The organism is Moraxella sp. K02 (genome assembly GCF_041154755.1).
In the GTDB taxonomy this organism is placed as follows: Bacteria; Pseudomonadota; Gammaproteobacteria; order Pseudomonadales; family Moraxellaceae; genus Faucicola.
Window position 1 is genome coordinate 1,072,164 of the sequence record NZ_AP031590.1, and the last position, 17,306, is coordinate 1,089,469.

A 17,306-nucleotide genomic window follows, 5' to 3' on the forward strand; every position below is an offset into this window, starting at 1 on the left:
AAGTGAAAGATAGCCAATCAACGGTTAGTCAGAGGCCTTGGCAGTGGGTGGGATGACAAACTGCCATTGCGAGTTAAAAAACCGTCGAAAAATCAGCAAAGTCGCTATTGTACACCCTAAGGTACTGCTGGTGGCAATTAAAAACAGGGTTATAATTTGATAAAGCACGGCTTGGTGCGGATCTGCACCTGCCAAAATTTGTCCTGTCATCATACCCGGCAAGCTCACTACCCCCACCACCATCATGCTGTTAATCGTCGGTGTGATGCCATTTTGAATGGCAGCAATGACATAGGGTCTTGCGGTTTCCCAAGGCGTGGCGGACAATGCCAAATAGGTATTAATCATATTTTGTTCGCGATGAAAACTGCTGACAAGTTGGTTCATAGAGAGTGAGACAGCGGTCAATGAATTACCTAAAATCAGCCCCAATAATGGTATCATCACTTGCGGACGAAACCATGTAGCAGCGTTGTCTGACAGCACCCACCCACCACCAAATATAGCCACCACCCAACTACTGACAAACACCGCCAATGCCGTATCCCAAAATAAACCTTGATAGGGTTTGTTAACCCGATTTTTGGCAGCGATACTAGCGATAATCGACATAAAAGTCAAAATTGCCAACACTTCATACCATTGCTCTCTGGCAAAAATCCACGCAAGTAGCAGTCCAATGAGACTTAGTTGAACCACCGTGCGAAAACTTGCAATGAGCAGGGATTTGACGATACCCAGTTTCAACCAAACACTGATTGCCATCACCAGTAATAATGCCAGGCTTGCCAGCGCCACTTGTAGGTAGGAGATAGCGGGCATGGTGCTGGCTAACATCATCATGGCTGATTGCCTTGCGCCATTGATGCGGGTACTTTGCTATCGATTGTTAACTCGTCATTGCTCAATTGACCATTAGCCATCGTCCAGTGGCTAGTGCCAATTGCCAATAAGCGCTGAATTTGGGTCGGTTCATGGCTGATCCACACGACGGTAGCATTGGGGGTGGATTGATACCAGTGGTTAATCAATGTTTCGACTTGGTGGGTGGTGGTGGTATCAAGGGAGGCGGTAGGCTCATCGAGTAATAAAATGGTCGGGTGCAACTGTAGCGTGCGTAATAAATTGACAAGCTGTTTTTCGCCACCCGATAAGCTGCGGCTATCTTGCTGTAAAAACTGCGGTGATTTGCCAAGGTTAACTAGCTGCTGCTCATGCCAAGATACATCGATTTCTTTGTCTTTATAAAGTGCAAAGCTAAAGGGCAGGCTCAAGTTGTCTAAGACGCTGCCCTCAATCATCTCACTTAGTTGCGCAATATAGGCAACCTGTGAGCGCCAAATAGCCGGCGTCAAATCGGTCAAATTTTTGCCGTTTAAGGTGACGTGACCTGCTGACATAGGTAGTAGGCTCGATAGCAGCTTTAGTAGTAACGATTTGCCGCTGCCAGACTGCCCGGTGATGACAATAAAATCATGCTCATGAATTTCACCTGAAACATGATTGACTAGTGTTCGATTGTCGATTTGGTAGGATAGTTGGCTAAATTGCAGCATAGCTTTTTAAATTAAAGTATAGTGTTTTTAACGCATAGCGTTTTTAAAGTATCGTGATAGGGTTATGACAGGGTGTTTTTATCCCAAAGCACTTCTTGACCGGCATCTAACCTAGCAACGATACGCGCCAATACAAACAGCCAATCGGATAGACGATTGATAAACTGTAGACTGAGTGGTGAGACATTATCATCCCGCGAGTTTAATGCCACGAGTAGGCGCTCAGCGTCTCGGCAATAGCAACGAGCGATATGCACTTGGCTGGTCACAATGGTGCCTGCAGGCAAGATAAAATCTTTGAGAGGTGGTAAATGGGTGTTCCACTCATCAATTTGATTTTCAAGTTCTGTCACATACTCTGCCAAAATCCCGCGGTATTCGGGCATGGCAAGTTCACCCCCGAGATTGAAAAGCTGGTGCTGCAAGCGGCTTAGTTTGGCATCAAATTGGGTGTGGTTAGGTTGGGCATGGTTAGGTTGGGCTTGGCGATTTTGAGTATGGTTATCTTGACTAAGATAGCCCCGTAATAAACCGATTTGTGAGTTTAATAAGTCAATTTTGCCCATGGCGTCAAAGCGTAAGTCTGCCTTGGAAATGCGTGAACCATCCGCCATGCCAGTGGTGCCGTCATCGCCCGTTCGGGTGTAAATCTTTGATAATCGATTGCCCATTATAGAGACCTTAAAGTGTGAAATATGCCAAATCATAGCACTTTTAACAAAATTTCGGTATGATAACCGATTGTCTTTTTTACCCAATTTGCAAAGGTGACTATCCCATGACACAGCTGACACAGCCCATGCCGATTACCATATATGACTCGATGAGTGGACAAAAGCGCCCATTCACGCCCTTAGAAGCAGGCAAAGTTGGCATGTATGTCTGTGGGATGACGGTGTATGATTATTGCCACATCGGTCATGCGCGGGTCATGGTCGGCTTTGACGTGGTCGTGCGCTGGCTGCGTCATATTGGCTATGATGTCAACTATGTGCGTAATATTACCGATATTGATGACAAAATTATTAACCGCGCTAAGGACAATGGCGAAAGTATCTATCAGTTGACAGACCGCTTTATCAAAGCCATGCACGAAGATGCTGATAATTTGGGCTGTGAGCGTCCTAACAGTGAACCAAAAGCCACGGATTTTATCCCACAGATGCAGCATCTAATCCAAACCCTGGAAAGCAAAAAGTTAGCCTATCAAGGCGCAACGGGTGACGTCTATTATGCGGTCGAAAATTTTGCTGAGTATGGCAAACTCTCAAAGCGTCGCTTAGCCGATATGCAAGCAGGTGCCAGTGAGCGCGTAAATGTTGAGACAGACAAAAAAAATCCGTTTGACTTTGTATTGTGGAAATCTGCCAAACAAACAGAGCCATCTGAGACCAAATGGCAGTCGCCTTGGGGTGTGGGTCGCCCAGGTTGGCATATCGAATGTTCGGCGATGAGTACTTGCTGCTTGGGCGACACCTTCGATATCCACGGCGGCGGGCATGATTTGCAGTTTCCGCACCACGAGAACGAAATTGCCCAATCTGAAGGCGCAACCGGTAAAACCTATGCCAACAACTGGATGCACGTGGGTTTTATCAATGTTGACGGCGAGAAAATGTCAAAATCACTGGGTAATTTCTTTACCATTCGCGATGTGATGGGGCAGTTTCACCCAGAGACCATTCGTTTCTTTATTTTATCGAGTCATTATCGCAGTCCGGTAAATTTCTCGGATAGTGCGCTTAAAGAAGCCCGAACCAGCCTCACGCGTCTGTATCAAGCATTAAAATCTGTAGAAAGCCTCACCGACCCAGCGGGCGAGATTGACAAAACCCCATTTGAAACCCCCTTTAATCAAGCGATGTGTGATGATTTTAACAGTGCAGGGGCGGTGAGTGTATTATTTAGTCTGGCACGTGAAATCAACAAAGCGGTCAATCTTGAAACCGCTGAGGGCAATGCCCAAGCGCTGGCATTGGCAACATTGCTAAAAGATTTGGCACAACCGCTCAATATTTTACAGCTTAATCCAACCGATTTTTTACAAGCGAAAGTGGGCGAAACGACCGGGTTAAGTGATAGCGAGATTGAAGCATTCATCGAAGCCCGCAAGCAAGCCAAAGCGGACAAAGACTTTGCCAAAGCTGACCAAATCCGCAGTGACCTAAAAGCACAAGGCATTGAACTAGAAGATGGTAAACATGGCACGACTTGGCGCCGCGTGTAATTGGCTTATTGGTTCCTATGGTTAGCCGCCTTTGGCTCGGCAACCCTATTGCCCATGCAATCTGAGGCGGTGCTTGTCACCTTATTGGCCAAGGGACACTATAAGGCTTGGCTGCTATTGGTGGTGGCAAGCGTTGGTAATGTATTGGGTTCGTGTGTCAATTTTTGGCTTGGGCGTCAGATCGACCGCTTTTATGACAAGCCTTGGTTTCCGGTATCGGCTGTCAAGCTTGCCAAAGCCAAGCGTGTCTATCAAAAATATGGGTTTTGGTCATTGCTTGCTAGCTGGGCACCCATGATCGGTGATCCGATTACGTTGTTTGCCGGTGTGTTCGGTGAACGGTTTTGGCGCTTTTTGCTGTTGGTGACGATTGCCAAGACCGCCCGCTATGTAAGCTTATATGCGCTTTATCTCGGTGTAATTTAGAAAAATGATTGCAATAGACATGTTTTTTATCTAAAATAGGCGGTTAATTTAAAACTTAAATAAAAGATGGTGTCAATTGCGATTTAAGCTGACAACAGACTAAACCACAAGGCTGGGCAGGGAACTGTTCAGCCTTTTGCGGTTTTTTGGCTGTCAAATTTTTCACCACGACAAAATTTTAATTACTATTTAACTACTCTTAACTGCTCCGAGGTCTTTATGTTACGAATCGTTGATGAAGCACTTACCTTTGATGATGTGCTGCTACTACCTGCTTATTCTGAAGTCTTGCCTAAGATGGTAGATTTAAAAACCCGTTTGACGCGCGGTATTGAGCTAAATTTACCCATCGTATCTGCTGCGATGGATACCGTGACTGAATCGCAAATGGCGATTACCATTGCCCAGCTTGGCGGTATGGGTATTTTGCACAAAAACATGGACATTGATTTACAAGCCATGCAAGTACGCCGGGTGAAAAAATTTGAAGCCGGTACGGTTGTTGATCCTATCAGTGTATCACCCGATACCAGTGTGGGTGAATTGCTTCGCATCACCAAAGAAAACAAAATCAGCGGTGTGCCTGTGGTAGAAGGTAACCAAGTCGTGGGTATTGTCACCCACCGTGATATCCGTTTTGAAAATAACCTAAGCCAGCCTGTTCGCAATATCATGACCCCAAAAGAAAAATTGGTGACAGTCAAAGAAGGCGAGCCCACAGAGAATATCAAACGTTTGCTACACGAACACCGTATCGAAAAAGTGATTGTTGTGGACGACAATTTTCAATTAAAAGGCTTGATTACTGTCAATGACTTCACCAAAGCCGAAAACAACCCAAATGCTTGCCGCGATAGCAAAGGTCGCCTACGTGTTGGCGCGGCAGTGGGTACGGGGGCAGATACAGAAGCCCGCGTTGAAGCGCTCATCGCTGCCGATGTGGACGTGATTGTCGTAGATACCGCACATGGTCATTCAAAAGGCGTCATTGATCGTGTGGCTTGGGTGAAAAAGAACTATCCAAACATCCAAGTGATTGGCGGTAATATCGCCACTGCTGATGCGGCACTCGCGTTGCGTGATGCGGGTGCTGATGCGGTCAAAGTGGGTATCGGTCCGGGCTCTATTTGTACCACACGTATTATCGCAGGTATTGGCGTGCCGCAAATTTCAGCGATTAGTAACGTGGCTGATGCGTTAAAAAATGATATTCCACTGATTGCCGATGGTGGTATCCGTTTTTCAGGCGATATGGCAAAAGCGTTAGCAGCGGGTGCCTCCTCTATCATGGTGGGTTCGCTACTTGCCGGTACCGAAGAAGCGCCAGGGGAGGTTGAGCTATTCCAAGGTCGCTACTACAAAGCCTACCGTGGTATGGGTTCGCTAGGGGCGATGTCAGGACAAAACGGTTCATCCGATCGTTATTTCCAAGACGCCAAAGAAGGGGTAGAAAAATTGGTACCCGAAGGTATCGAAGGTCGCGTCCCTTACAAAGGTCCAATGAACGGTATCATCAACCAATTAGCCGGTGGCTTACGTTCGTCAATGGGTTATACAGGCTGTGCCAATATTGAAGAAATGCGTAGCAAACCACAGTTTGTGCGTGTGACTTCGGCAGGTATGAAAGAATCTCACGTACATGACGTACAAATCACCAAAGAAGCCCCTAATTACCGTGTAAACTAAGTGATAGGTTGATTGGGCTAAAACTGGGTTAAATACCCAGTTTTTTTTATAGCCCGATTTATCGCCTAAAGTTTTTATAGCCTAGATTGACCCCTTGCCAAGTGACCCATGAAAACAAACAGATGTCGCAACATGCGTGAAATTTTGCTATGCTAAAATTTTATATTGTAATAACAACAACGGGCGACAAAGGAGAATTAAATGAGTTATTTTGGTACTGATGGTATTCGTGGTAAGTTTGGGGAATTTCCGATACATCCGCAGTTTTTAATCAAATTAGGCTATGCCACGGGTAAAGTGCTGCTAGCCAACCAAGCAGCTCCAAACGAAAATCATCGTCCCAATGTCGTCATTGGTAAAGATACACGGCTTTCTGGCTATGTTATTGAAGCCTGTCTGCAAGCAGGATTTAACGCCGCAGGGGTAGATGTGCATATGCTAGGCACTATTCCAACTCCTGCCATCGCGCATTTGACCCGAAGTTTTCACGCTGATGCAGGCGTGGTGATATCGGCATCCCATAATCCTTTTTATGACAACGGTATCAAATTTTTCTCCAATGAGGGCAAAAAGCTGTCAGATGAAATTCAGCAAGCCATCAATGAAAAAATTGATGAAATCAAAGATATCAATGTCGTCATTGACGCCCCAGAAGCGCTAGGCAAAAGTTATCGTGTGGAGGATGCCAAGGGTCGCTATATCGAGTTTTGTAAGGGCACTTTCCCCTATAATCTAAATTTAAATGCCCTCAAAATCGTCGTTGACTGTGCCAATGGGGCAGGGTACAGCGTCGCACCCCGTGTATTACGTGAGTTAGGAGCAACCGTCATTGCCATTGGCGATAAACCCGATGGCATTAATATCAACGACAATGTCGGCTCTACGCATCCGGCAAACTTGCAACAAGCGGTGCTTGACCATGATGCCCAAGTGGGTATTGCTTTAGATGGCGATGGCGACCGTATCATCATGGTCAATGAAAAAGGCGAATTGGTTGATGGTGACGGCATTTTATATATTTTAGCCACCCAAGCAGAGCAACAAGTCGATGGCGTGGTAGGCACATTGATGACCAACATGGGTCTGCAATTGGCGTTTGACAAAGCCGGTATTGCCTTTGAGCGCGCCAAAGTTGGCGACCGCTATGTCATGCAAGGACTTGAGAAAAATGGCTGGGTACTGGGCGGTGAGTCATCGGGTCATATTTTAACCCTAGATAAAGCCAGTACGGGCGATGCGATTGTGGCAGGTCTGCAAGTGCTTGCGGTGATGGCGCAGAGCAAACAATCATTATCAGAGCTGATGAAGGGTTATACCCAGCTACCACAAAAATTGGTCAATGTCAGATTGGTGCAAAAACAAGATCCCTATACCTTCCCAGAATTGGCAAATGCGTTTAAAGCTGCCGAAGAAAAATTGATAGGACGGGGTCGTTTACTAATTCGTCAATCAGGTACAGAGCCATTAATTCGGGTGATGGTCGAAAGCGATGATGAGATTGAGTGCGATATGCTAGCCAATGAACTTGCTGAAAAAGTACGCCAAGTGATGGCGTAAAGTTGACATTTCATAAGGATAAAACATGAGTATTGATTTTACCAGTCAACGATTATCGTATGAGCAAGGCGAGCTTATCGAATCACACTTGCCAGAGCAGCCGTTTGGCTTACTACAAACTTGGGTGCAGCAAGCGATTGATAGCAAGCAAGGGGAAGCGTATGCGTTTTCACTGGCGACTTGTGGACGTGATAGGCAGCCAAGTGTGCGCACTTTACTGATGCGTGAAATTATCAAATTGGATAACACGGGCATTGGCCTCGTGTTTTATACCAATTACGACAGTGCCAAAGGCTGTGATTTGGCGACCAACCCCAATGCTGAAGCATTATTTTTTTGGCCAAGCCTAGAAAGACAAATCCGTCTTACCGGCGCTGTGCAAAAGGTTAGCCGTGAACAATCCGCGCAGTATTTTCATAGCCGCCCCCGTGACAGCCAACTAGCGGCTTGGGTCAGCGAGCCACAAAGCAGCGTGGTTGCCAGCCGCGAGGTAATGGAAGACAAATTTGCCCAATTAACTGTGCAGTATGGCGATGACCCAATTCCTTTACCAGAATTTTGGGGTGGCTATCTGCTGACAGTAGAAAAAATCGAATTTTGGCAGGGTAGAGCCAATCGTATGCATGACCGCATCGTCTATTCGCTAGATGACGAGCAATGGGTGATGGAACGCTTATTACCTTAAACTGCAAGCCATAAAAAAACACGGTACTTTAAACCGTGTTTTTTTATTTAATTAGGGCTTACGCAAAGACGACCGAAGGCGAGCGTAACTGCTCACGCAAATAATCACTGAGTAAACCCCTTTTAACCTGATATAAAGATTGTTTTAACCGTTTAGCTTGTCTGGCTAACTGCAGCCAAACCAGCATACAACAACAAATATGATTCCGCTGAATACGAGCCTTACGACACTGATTAGCTTCAATACCAGTGAGTTGTTTAAGTTCTCGGTGAAACTGCTCAATCTTCCAGCGGATGGCACACACCAATCGTGTGCCATCTGATGAATCCTGATTGGTGTCATTGGTGACAATCCAGTCCGTGCGGTTTTCATTAACCACTACTCGGAACAGTTGCACTTTGTAATCTTTAGGAAAGGCATGTATTTTAATCAGTTTGCCATTTTGTTGCTCTTGGTCAGTCCAAGTTAATTCGTTGACTGCTTTGTAAGGGTTTACTCCTTTTGAATCATCGACTTTGCGATTGGATTTTAAAGGACAATAATAGATTTTTTGTAAGTTATCAATATACAGCATAATGTCTTTGGTGGCATACCATGTATCCATGAGCACATATTTGAATTTAATTTGTTTGTGTTCAATACTGTGCTGTAGCATGTCTTTTAGATGGTCAAGTTTGCTTTTGCCATCGGTGGTTTTGTCATAAATACGGTAATCAATGAGCCAGTATTGTTCGGTCTTTGGATTGACATAGATACAGTTAACGATGCAGATGCCTTTAATAATGCGATGGGCGTTGCCACTGTATTGGCGATTAACCAATTCGATTTTGTGACTATGATTTTTATCGAGTATGCTGTCATCAAAGATAAGATAGCCATCGTCGTCTAATACGATGTCGTCTTTGACTTTTTCCCATACGAGCTTGGGTTTTAGTTTGTCATGACGTAGGTATCGATTGATGCGGTCATGACTAATTGATTCAGGATGATGTTCTGCGTAGTTGGTAAGGGTGTAATTGGTTTGGCTTACCAGTAAATATTGACAGTAGTCTAGGCGGGTGATAGCTTTTTTCTTCATCTCTTTATGCTATAGTGAAAACTGAATTATATCGAACAGGGTCGTTCGTGGTAGGCCTGTCGAACCATAACGACCGTTACCCTTAGACAAGCTCAGGGCAAACGGTGCTTACTATAATTTAGGATTGACTATACTATATTTTTATCCGCTTTCGCAAAATTTTATGCTTTTTGCGTAAGTCCTATTAATAAAAATTAGTTTTGCAGTGAACGCAGTAAACGCACAAATTCAATATACATCCATACCAGTGTTGACAAGATACCAACGCTTAGTAGCCATTCATAGCTTTCATCCACCCCTGCGGCATAGGCTCGCTCAACACTATCAAAATCTAATAACAAGCTAAGTGATGCAATTACAATCACCAGCAAGCTAAAACCAATACCCACCACGCCACCGCTAAACAAATACGGCAGTGAGCTACCAAATAGGCTAAACCCGATTTGTACCAAATACACCAGCATGATAGCAATCACAGCCGACATCATCACAGAACGAAATTTTTGGGTGACTTTAATTACGCCACTGCGATAAAGCGCCAGCATCACGGCAGCGGTCACAAAAGTTGCGACCAACGCCGTCGGAGCAACTGTGGGAAACTTAATACTAGCAAAAAGAGAAATCGCGCCAATCACGATGCCCTCTAAAATGGCATAGGGAATTGCCAATGTTTTAGCTATGTGGGGTTTTGAGATAATTACCATACTCAATACAAAAGCCACCAAGATACTGGCTAAAGCCGCTACACTAATAAAACCTGAAGTGACGCCACTAGCTAGGCAATAGCCAAAGAACCCAACACCCGATAAGGTTGTCAGACCTAGCAGAAAAGAGGTTTTTCGGATGACCCCTTTGACCGTCATCGGTGTCGTACTAACCGCAAGTTCAGCGCGAGATATAATCGGATTTGCCATAAAAATTTGCTCCCAAGCGTTAAAAAATTCCAAAAGTTAACTAGATATCAATTACCTTAAATTAGCAAATAGCAACGAGTTTGTATACATTAACTGCACAACGAAGGTTAGCAATTTTGTAATATAAAATACTGATTGGGCATAACGTGCGCCAGTAAGCTGTGATAAAATAGTTCAATCTTTATCAGTTAATTTTCTGCTATGACGTCCACACTTATTCCCAATCCTGCTTTTGGGCGTATCGGCATTATGGGCCGTGCCAACAAGCCAAGTGTCATTCAAAGTATCTACCAAATTTGTGACTTTTTTCATGAGCAAGGGCTGCCTTTATTAATTGACCATCAGACGGCACGATTGCCGGCATTGGATTTTGCACGTCTAGGCGAGATTGCTACTATTGAGCGCAGTTTGCTAGGCGGTGCTTGTGATTTGGTCATTGTGGTCGGTGGTGATGGCTCGCTGCTACATGCCGCGCAAGTACTGGTCAAACACAAAGTGCCCGTAGTGGGGGTGAACCGCGGACGTTTAGGGTTTTTAACTGACATTTATCCTGATGATTTAAACATGAAATTGACCAGTATTTTACAAGGTCATTATCAGCTTGAAGATCGATTCTTGCTAAAAATGGAAATCCGTCAAGGTGCACATGTGATTTATGAAGATATGGCGCTAAATGACATTGTGCTGCATGCAGGCAAGTCAGTGCATATGCTAGATTTTCATTTAAAAATTGATGGGCTTAATGTCTATCGTCAGCACAGTGATGGTCTGATTGCCTCCACACCGACGGGTTCGACCGCTTATGCGCTATCAGGTGGCGGACCGATTATTCATCCTAGTATGGATGCCATTTGTCTAGTGCCCATGCATCCACATACCTTATCAAGCCGCCCGATTGTGGTCAGCGGCAATAGCGAAATCAAAATCCGCATCCATAAAGATAATCGCACCCAGCCGATGGTGAGTGCAGATGGGAAACCGTCGGTGCCGCTCAACCAAAACCAGCGTTTAGTGATTCACAAGCATCCGAACAAACTCACGTTATTACACCCACCTGGGGTAGATTTTTTTGAAGCTTGTCGTACTAAGCTCGGTTGGAATAGCTACGCGGAAGAATTTAGTATGGATAATTAAATAAAAAAGCCACCTGAATCATTCGGTGGCTTTTTTATGAAGAAATACCTTAATTAATCAGCCCACTTGCCGAGCGTTTTGAGATGAATCCATCTGGGATTAGGTTGTGGTCGGCTTGCCAACGCTGAAATGCCAATTTGGTATTGGTGCCTACGACGCCGTCTGTGCCTTTAGTATCATAACCCATTGCCGTCAAACGCTGTTGCAGTTGGCGTACTTCATAAGTAGCAAGTGGCTGCTCATAGCGAGGCCAAGATTGCTGTAAGCCTGGCTGCCCGATGATGGCTTTGGCAAGTAAGCTCACCCCCATGGCATAATTCGAGGAATTATTGTATACCTTAATAGCATCAAAATTTTTGGTTAATAAAATCGCAGGACCCTCTTTACCCGCAGGGAGCCACAATTCTGCCATCGCATCCATGGGCGCATTTGGGGTGATAAATTGAATGCCTAAATTTTGCCAGTCCGCCATGTTTTTTTTGGTACTGACTTGGCGATAATCAAAACCACTCGGTAATCGTACCTCATAGTACGAGCCTATGCCACGTTGCCAGCCGGCATTTTTAAGATAGCTTGCGGTAGAGGCTAACGCATCAGCGGTATGCCAAGGGTTACGATGACCATCACCATTGCCATCTACTGCTTCATATAACCAAGTTTTGGGAATAAATTGGGTATGTCCCATCCCACCTGCCCAAGAGCCGCGCAGTTGTGACCACTCAATATCACCACGCTCAAGCAGCGACAACAGCGCTAGCAGCTGATCCTCTGCAAAACTGCGGCGGCGACCATCATATGCCAATGTCGCCAAACTATTGACCAGTGATGAGTTGCCTGTGCCTTGACCATAAGAAGATTCCATGCCCCAAATGGCAGTCACAATAGAGGCTGGCACACCATACTGATTTTCAATGCGATCAAGTAGGGCGCTTTGGCTGGCAAAATTGCGCTGACCCCCACTGACTCGACCACTCGATGCGGCACCATCGATATATTCCCAAGGCATTTTGGCAAATTCAGGCTGTCCTTTATCCAGTGATACCACTTGTTCGCTGTAGTTGGCACTAGACAGCAAGCGTTCAACATCAGCACGGGGGTAACCTTTTTGCACGGCGCGTTCAATAAAATCCGATTTCCACTGATAAAAGCTGCTGTATTGATTGGTTGGAACAGTCACAGGTGGCACGGGCGTGACTTTCGGGGGTGCCGTAATCACCACAGGGGCAGTCGGTAACGTACCTGGTAATTTTTGGGGTTGGGTTTGAATAGGTGCTGATGAACAAGCTGCCAACAAGGCTGCCAAGCTGACAGGCAATGCCAGTTTTTGACCAGAAAAACGGTGCGACAACGAGATGATAGACGACGAATATTTAACATACATAGAGCAATAACCTCAATTAATACAAGCCAAATGCGTACAAATATAACAACTGTGGTAAAAAAATTGAATATAGCACAAAAATAGGAAATTTTAATTGTTAAGGAATAATTGATATAAAAATCCTACAAAAATTGCGGTAAAAGTATTTACCAGATTTTAGCAGTCTTGCCAGCGTTTTTTGGAAAATAGGATTGATAATTGGGCAAAAAAGTTTATGATAATCGATTTATAGTAGCTAATTTTGAGGAATAACTATGCTAAAAGTAAATCAATATTTTGATGGGAATGTGGCATCAATTGGTTTTCAAACAGCCACCCTGCCTGCGACCGTGGGCGTGATGAAAGTAGGCGAATACGAGTTTGGCACGAGTCAGTTTGAAACCATGACCGTCATTAGCGGGGCTATCTCGGCATTGTTGCCAAACCAAACTGACTGGCAAACTTTTAAAGCCCATGAAACCTTTACCGTCGATGCCAACCAAAAATTCAAAGTCAAAATTGACGAAGAAACGGCTTATCTTTGTACTTACCAAGATAAATAATCAAGATAAATCAGTAATAAAAAAGCGATATCAAATCCATGATATCGCTTTTTTTAGCCAAAAAATTTATTGAATATCGCCAAATTTCCCCGCATTAAAATCTAAGATAGCTTGACGGATTTCGGCTTGGCTATTCATCACAAAGGGTCCGTAACCTACCACAGGCTCATTAATCGGCTCACCACTCATCAGCAAGATTTTCGCCCCCGCTTTGCCTGCCGTTAAGCGTACAAAATCTTCGCCCGTATCGCCACTTTCAACCTCAAAAGTGATTAATTGATTGGCGTGGGCTTGCTGGTCGTGATCAGCGTTGATGATAACATCGCCTTGCATCGACAATAACAACGAATTATGAGTGCGAGAAATCGCGACTTCTATCGAGCGATTGGGTTCAATACTGATATCCCACAAGTTAATAGGGGTAAAAGTCGTGCCAATGCCGCGTGCCTTATTGTCACCCTGCTGGGGGACTTGGGTATTGACAGTAGGGGTAAACTCCCCAGCAATTACCTTAACTTGTCCTGCATGCAGTCCTTCATCATCATGCAGACTGACCACCGCCATGTCATCATTGGCAAGATGTTGGTATTTGGCAGGTGTGGCTTTATCTTTGGCAGGTAGATTGACCCAAAGCTGTACCATACTAAAATCCCCGCCTGCTTGGCTAAATTCAGGGGAGTGGAATTCCTCATGAATCACGCCATTGCCCGCCGTCATCCATTGCACATCACCTGTCTTAATAGTCCCGCCACCGCCACTAGAATCACGGTGGGAGACTTCACCTGCATAGGCGATAGTTACCGTTTCAAACCCTTTATGCGGATGTTGTCCGACACCGCGAGGGGATTGAGCATTGGGTTCAAAATATTGTTTTGCTGCATAATCGAGCATTAAAAAAGGATCAGTGCGTTTATCACCCACCATATGATTGAACATCGGGTTGACATGAAAACCATCACCCACCCAATGGGGGCGTGGGGCAGCATGGATTTTGTCGACTTGTCGGTAAGTTTTATTGCTATTTTGCTTGCTATTTTGCATGGCCATGATTTTTCTCCTTATTGATAGCTATAATTATAGGAGCAAAAAGGCTATTTTCAAGTATAAATTACATTATATTGGTTATTGTAAACATTAACTAATATAAAACATAAAAAAAGGCAAAGTTAATTGCTAACCTTGCCTTCATAAATTATTTAATGATTTTAATCATCAAGTTCTGACCAGCGCGCCATTTTTTCAAGTAGCAAATCATCAATCTCGTTGAGACGTTCACTGGCTTGGGTGGCGGCTGCCATATCACTCACAAACCAGCTGCCATCGGCTAATTTGTCTTGAAGTTCAGCTTGCTCTTGCTCGAGTAGCGCGATTTCATTAGGGAGACTGTCCAATTCACGCTGTTCTTTGTAGCTCAGTTTTTTCTTAACCGTATCAGTTTTTGGGGCATCAGTGTTAATCACTTCTTTGGGCTTTGCTGCTGTCTTTTCTGATTTGTCTGCTTTGGGTTTAATCGCTTGTTCACGCGATTTTTGCGTCAAATAGTCTTGATAGCCACCGACATATTCTTTGACAATACCATTGCCATCGCTATCTTCATCAAAAACCCAAGTTGATGTCACGACATTGTCCATAAAGGTACGGTCATGGCTAATCAGTAAGATGGTGCCATTAAAGCTATCGACGGCTTCTTCTAACAGCTCTAGGGTTGCCATATCCAAGTCATTGGTCGGCTCGTCAAGTACCAAGATATTTGCAGGTTTTAGTAGTTGTTTGGCTAGCAAAACGCGGTTACGCTCACCGCCTGACAAGGCTTTGACTGGCGTTCTGGCGCGTTCTGGGGCAAATAAGAAATCTTGCAAATAGCCGATGATATGTTTCTTTTTACCCGCCACTTCTACAAAATCAGAACCTTCCGCGACGTTTTGTACCACGGTCGCTTCTAGATCAAGTTGGTCACGCAGCTGGTCAAGAAAGGCGATTTGTAGATTGGTGCCTAATTTTACTGAGCCAGATTTGGTGATATCAGGCTGCGGAATATCCAAAATCGCATGAATGAGCGTGGATTTGCCAACACCGTTTTTACCGATAATGCCAATACGGTCACCACGCATGATGCTGGTGTTAAAATCTTTTACCAAGGTTTTATCACCATAACCTAGATTGAGGTGTTTGACATTGGCAACCAATTTGCCGCTATTGTCGCCATCGTTCATACTGATATTAACTTGTCCGACTTGCTCACGGCGCGCTTTACGTTCTTCACGCAGCGCCTTTAACGCACGCACGCGACCTTCATTGCGGGTACGACGCGCTTTGATGCCTTGACGAATCCACACTTCCTCTTCAGCCAGTTTTTTATCAAAATTGGCATTGGCTTTTTCTTCGGCACTCAGTTGTTGTTCTTTAAGTTCTTGGTAGCGAGCATAGCCTTTATTGACATTGCCTGCTTGCTTGGTGACGTCATAACTGCGTAGAATACCGCGGTCAAGCTCGACAATGCGGGTGGCGATTTTGTCAATAAACGAGCGGTCATGCGAGATGAACAGCAGGGTTAATCCTTGCGCGTTTTGCAAAAATTGCTCAAGCCATTCGATACTTTCGACATCCAAGTGGTTGGTCGGCTCGTCAAGTAGTAGCACATCAGGTTTGGTAATCAGCGCACGGGCAAGCAGTACACGGCGTTTGCGACCGCCCGATAATTCACTAATATCGGCATCGCCGTCCAAATTCATCATGGACAGCATGGTCTGTACTTCGCGGGTCAAGTCCCACCCATGGGCATCATCAATTTTATGCTGCAAATCTGACATTAATTCGCAGGCCTTCATGTCACCGCTTGCACATTTATCACTGGCTTGCTCATAGGCTGTCAGCCATGTTGCCACGTCACCAGCACCAGCCATAATGATGTCACTGACTTTGCCCGACGTTTCTGGAATGTCTTGCTCAAGCATGGCAATTTTCAGATTGCCACTGATTTGGAATTCGCCACTGTCAGCCTTGACTTGACCGCTAATGACCTTAAACAAAGTTGATTTGCCTTCACCATTGCGCCCAATCAAACACACGCGTTCGCCTTGTTCGATATTAAAATCAATACCGTCCAAAATCGGTGCAATACCAAATGCCAAATGAATATCTCGTAAATGAATCAGTGCCATAACTTTCTCAAAGTTTAGTAAAAATGTTTGTATAATAGGAAAATGCGGCTATTGTAGCAGACTTTATGGCAAAAAATTGTGGGGAAACTTATGAGGCATTCTAAATGAGCGAAAAAGATCACCAAAAACGATCAAGCGATGAAAATGGGTGGGTTAATAGGGTAGAAAAATTAACCCAAGCGTTGATTGATTTACAAACGCAAGTGCTGTTTATGGAAGATACATTGGATAAACTTGATAATATCGTCACCGAGCAAAGTCAGTTGATTGCTGACCAACAACGGCAATTACAGCTACTTTATCAAAAATTGGAAACTCAAACGCAAGGCTCACAAATTCAGCCGTTTGATTTGTTGAGCGATAAACCGCCGCATTATTAACCTAGTCTAGTGGTCAATGCATATTGAGAATAAAGGATATCGGCGAACTCGGATTCAGTCACTTCCCCGATAACTAAATCTCGCATCGCATCGGCTAACAAAATGTGGTCAATCGTGATTTCAAAATCATTTAATGACAAATATTCTAAAGCAACCGCAAGACCTGTTCGTTTATTGGCGTCAGATAATGCATGAGCTACAGCGATACTTGTTGCATACTTCGCTGCAATCTCAAAAATATCATTAAGTTCACCATATACAATGGCATTATCAATTCTCGCTAAAGCACCTTGTAATTTGCCAATGTCTGCTTTCCCCTTCATACCTTTTTCTGTTGAAAGGATATAGGCATTTATTTCAATAACCCGTTCAAATGGGAAAAATATTAACTCCATTACATATCTGCTAGGCGTTTAAAGGTTTTGTTATGAGTGCGTAGAACTAGTTTGGTTTCCGATTTGATAATTTGCATACCATAAATACCTGACAAATCAAGTTTTTTAGTGGGCTTAATGGCCGGACGTTCTACGATTTTGACGCCATATTTTTCCAATTTTTCGCTCATGTTTAGACCCTGAT

General features: G+C 44.5%; 18 protein-coding genes. 8 read left to right on the forward strand and 10 right to left on the reverse strand.

Features of this window, described 5'->3' with window-relative positions:
• Positions 1-24 precede the first annotated feature (24 nt).
• The 3 genes from ACAM39_RS04920 to ACAM39_RS04930 form a co-directional block, all read right to left on the reverse strand.
• The gene (locus ACAM39_RS04920; RefSeq protein ID WP_369628428.1) at positions 25-843 is read right to left on the reverse strand and encodes an ABC transporter permease; all 819 of its coding nucleotides are present in this window, start codon (positions 841-843) and stop codon (positions 25-27) included.
• On the reverse strand, positions 840-1,556 hold the full coding sequence (locus tag ACAM39_RS04925; protein WP_369628429.1) for an ABC transporter ATP-binding protein: 717 nt from the start codon (positions 1,554-1,556) through the stop codon (positions 840-842). The genes ACAM39_RS04920 and ACAM39_RS04925 overlap by 4 nt, the downstream gene beginning before the upstream one ends.
• Positions 1,557-1,618: 62 nt before the next feature.
• Positions 1,619-2,227, reverse strand: coding sequence for a cob(I)yrinic acid a,c-diamide adenosyltransferase (locus ACAM39_RS04930; RefSeq protein WP_369628430.1), 609 nt, complete (start codon positions 2,225-2,227; stop codon positions 1,619-1,621).
• A gap of 107 nt (positions 2,228-2,334) precedes the next feature.
• Between ACAM39_RS04930 and cysS the strand changes: the two genes are divergently transcribed.
• The 5 genes from cysS (at position 2,335) to pdxH (ending at position 8,137) form a co-directional block, all read left to right on the forward strand.
• Positions 2,335-3,783, forward strand: a complete 1,449-nt coding sequence (gene cysS / locus ACAM39_RS04935; RefSeq protein WP_369628431.1) for a cysteine--tRNA ligase — start codon at positions 2,335-2,337, stop codon at positions 3,781-3,783.
• Positions 3,784-4,209, forward strand: coding sequence for a YqaA family protein (locus tag ACAM39_RS04940; RefSeq protein ID WP_007116765.1), 426 nt, complete (start codon positions 3,784-3,786; stop codon positions 4,207-4,209).
• Between the two features lie 219 nt (positions 4,210-4,428).
• Positions 4,429-5,895 (forward strand): IMP dehydrogenase, encoded by a 1,467-nt coding sequence (gene guaB / locus ACAM39_RS04945; RefSeq protein ID WP_007116763.1) that lies wholly within the window; start codon positions 4,429-4,431, stop codon positions 5,893-5,895.
• A 201-nt stretch (positions 5,896-6,096) separates the two neighbouring features.
• The gene (glmM, locus tag ACAM39_RS04950) at positions 6,097-7,452 is read left to right on the forward strand and encodes a phosphoglucosamine mutase (RefSeq protein ID WP_369628432.1); all 1,356 of its coding nucleotides are present in this window, start codon (positions 6,097-6,099) and stop codon (positions 7,450-7,452) included.
• Between the two features lie 25 nt (positions 7,453-7,477).
• Positions 7,478-8,137, forward strand: a complete 660-nt coding sequence (gene pdxH / locus ACAM39_RS04955) for a pyridoxamine 5'-phosphate oxidase (protein WP_369628433.1) — start codon at positions 7,478-7,480, stop codon at positions 8,135-8,137.
• A gap of 58 nt (positions 8,138-8,195) precedes the next feature.
• On the opposite strand, the gene ACAM39_RS04960 is transcribed toward pdxH, so the two are convergent.
• Both ACAM39_RS04960 and ACAM39_RS04965 read right to left on the reverse strand, forming a co-directional pair.
• Complete coding sequence (locus ACAM39_RS04960) at positions 8,196-9,215, reverse strand: IS701 family transposase (RefSeq protein ID WP_282841997.1); 1,020 nt, start codon at positions 9,213-9,215, stop codon at positions 8,196-8,198.
• 194 nt (positions 9,216-9,409) lie between these two features.
• A complete protein-coding gene (locus ACAM39_RS04965; protein ID WP_135888044.1) occupies positions 9,410-10,129 on the reverse strand; it encodes a Bax inhibitor-1/YccA family protein in 720 nt (239 codons plus the stop codon).
• Between the two features lie 201 nt (positions 10,130-10,330).
• On the opposite strand from ACAM39_RS04965, the gene ACAM39_RS04970 reads away from it, so the two are divergent.
• Positions 10,331-11,263 (forward strand): NAD(+) kinase, encoded by a 933-nt coding sequence (locus ACAM39_RS04970; RefSeq protein ID WP_128677936.1) that lies wholly within the window; start codon positions 10,331-10,333, stop codon positions 11,261-11,263.
• A gap of 49 nt (positions 11,264-11,312) precedes the next feature.
• Here ACAM39_RS04970 and ACAM39_RS04975 read toward each other — a convergent pair whose 3' ends face one another.
• Positions 11,313-12,644: a lytic murein transglycosylase gene (locus ACAM39_RS04975; RefSeq protein WP_369628434.1), complete on the reverse strand. Its 1,332-nt coding sequence runs from the start codon at positions 12,642-12,644 to the stop codon at positions 11,313-11,315.
• Positions 12,645-12,898: 254 nt separating this feature from the next.
• On the opposite strand from ACAM39_RS04975, the gene ppnP reads away from it, so the two are divergent.
• Complete coding sequence (ppnP, locus tag ACAM39_RS04980; protein WP_062330345.1) at positions 12,899-13,186, forward strand: pyrimidine/purine nucleoside phosphorylase; 288 nt, start codon at positions 12,899-12,901, stop codon at positions 13,184-13,186.
• 66 nt (positions 13,187-13,252) lie between these two features.
• On the opposite strand, the gene ACAM39_RS04985 is transcribed toward ppnP, so the two are convergent.
• The gene (locus tag ACAM39_RS04985; protein ID WP_369628435.1) at positions 13,253-14,233 is read right to left on the reverse strand and encodes a pirin family protein; all 981 of its coding nucleotides are present in this window, start codon (positions 14,231-14,233) and stop codon (positions 13,253-13,255) included.
• Positions 14,234-14,391: 158 nt separating this feature from the next.
• Complete coding sequence (abc-f, locus tag ACAM39_RS04990) at positions 14,392-16,347, reverse strand: ribosomal protection-like ABC-F family protein (RefSeq protein ID WP_369628436.1); 1,956 nt, start codon at positions 16,345-16,347, stop codon at positions 14,392-14,394.
• 104 nt (positions 16,348-16,451) lie between these two features.
• Here abc-f and ACAM39_RS04995 point away from each other — a divergent pair, with 104 nt between their 5' ends.
• Entirely contained in the window at positions 16,452-16,727 is a 276-nt protein-coding gene (locus tag ACAM39_RS04995; RefSeq protein WP_369628437.1) for a SlyX family protein, read from the forward strand.
• On the opposite strand, the gene ACAM39_RS05000 is transcribed toward ACAM39_RS04995, so the two are convergent.
• Together ACAM39_RS05000 and ACAM39_RS05005 are read right to left on the reverse strand one after the other, a co-directional pair.
• A complete protein-coding gene (locus tag ACAM39_RS05000) occupies positions 16,724-17,122 on the reverse strand; it encodes a type II toxin-antitoxin system death-on-curing family toxin (protein ID WP_369628438.1) in 399 nt (132 codons plus the stop codon). The genes ACAM39_RS04995 and ACAM39_RS05000 overlap by 4 nt on opposite strands.
• Positions 17,122-17,292 carry a hypothetical protein gene (locus ACAM39_RS05005; protein WP_007116753.1) on the reverse strand — a complete coding sequence of 57 codons (171 nt, stop codon included), beginning with the start codon at positions 17,290-17,292 and terminating at the stop codon, positions 17,122-17,124. The genes ACAM39_RS05000 and ACAM39_RS05005 overlap by 1 nt, the downstream gene beginning before the upstream one ends.
• Between the last annotated feature and the right edge of the window lie 14 nt (positions 17,293-17,306).

Bases quoted from the DNA above. Each gene is read 5' to 3' on its own strand.
- ACAM39_RS04960 (WP_282841997.1), bottom strand. From the start codon at position 9,215: ATGAAGAAAAAAGCTATCACCCGCCTAGACTACTGTCAATATTTACTG.
- ACAM39_RS04970 (WP_128677936.1), top strand. From the start codon at position 10,331: ATGACGTCCACACTTATTCCCAATCCTGCTTTTGGGCGTATCGGCATT.
- cysS (WP_369628431.1), top strand. From the start codon at position 2,335: ATGACACAGCTGACACAGCCCATGCCGATTACCATATATGACTCGATG.
- ACAM39_RS04925 (WP_369628429.1), bottom strand. From the start codon at position 1,556: ATGCTGCAATTTAGCCAACTATCCTACCAAATCGACAATCGAACACTA.
- ACAM39_RS04995 (WP_369628437.1), top strand. From the start codon at position 16,452: ATGAGCGAAAAAGATCACCAAAAACGATCAAGCGATGAAAATGGGTGG.
- ACAM39_RS04985 (WP_369628435.1), bottom strand. From the start codon at position 14,233: ATGGCCATGCAAAATAGCAAGCAAAATAGCAATAAAACTTACCGACAA.
- pdxH (WP_369628433.1), top strand. From the start codon at position 7,478: ATGAGTATTGATTTTACCAGTCAACGATTATCGTATGAGCAAGGCGAG.
- ppnP (WP_062330345.1), top strand. From the start codon at position 12,899: ATGCTAAAAGTAAATCAATATTTTGATGGGAATGTGGCATCAATTGGT.
- ACAM39_RS04975 (WP_369628434.1), bottom strand. From the start codon at position 12,644: ATGTATGTTAAATATTCGTCGTCTATCATCTCGTTGTCGCACCGTTTT.
- abc-f (WP_369628436.1), bottom strand. From the start codon at position 16,347: ATGGCACTGATTCATTTACGAGATATTCATTTGGCATTTGGTATTGCA.
- ACAM39_RS05005 (WP_007116753.1), bottom strand. From the start codon at position 17,292: ATGAGCGAAAAATTGGAAAAATATGGCGTCAAAATCGTAGAACGTCCG.
- ACAM39_RS04930 (WP_369628430.1), bottom strand. From the start codon at position 2,227: ATGGGCAATCGATTATCAAAGATTTACACCCGAACGGGCGATGACGGC.
- ACAM39_RS04965 (WP_135888044.1), bottom strand. From the start codon at position 10,129: ATGGCAAATCCGATTATATCTCGCGCTGAACTTGCGGTTAGTACGACA.
- ACAM39_RS04920 (WP_369628428.1), bottom strand. From the start codon at position 843: ATGATGATGTTAGCCAGCACCATGCCCGCTATCTCCTACCTACAAGTG.
- glmM (WP_369628432.1), top strand. From the start codon at position 6,097: ATGAGTTATTTTGGTACTGATGGTATTCGTGGTAAGTTTGGGGAATTT.
- ACAM39_RS05000 (WP_369628438.1), bottom strand. From the start codon at position 17,122: ATGGAGTTAATATTTTTCCCATTTGAACGGGTTATTGAAATAAATGCC.
- guaB (WP_007116763.1), top strand. From the start codon at position 4,429: ATGTTACGAATCGTTGATGAAGCACTTACCTTTGATGATGTGCTGCTA.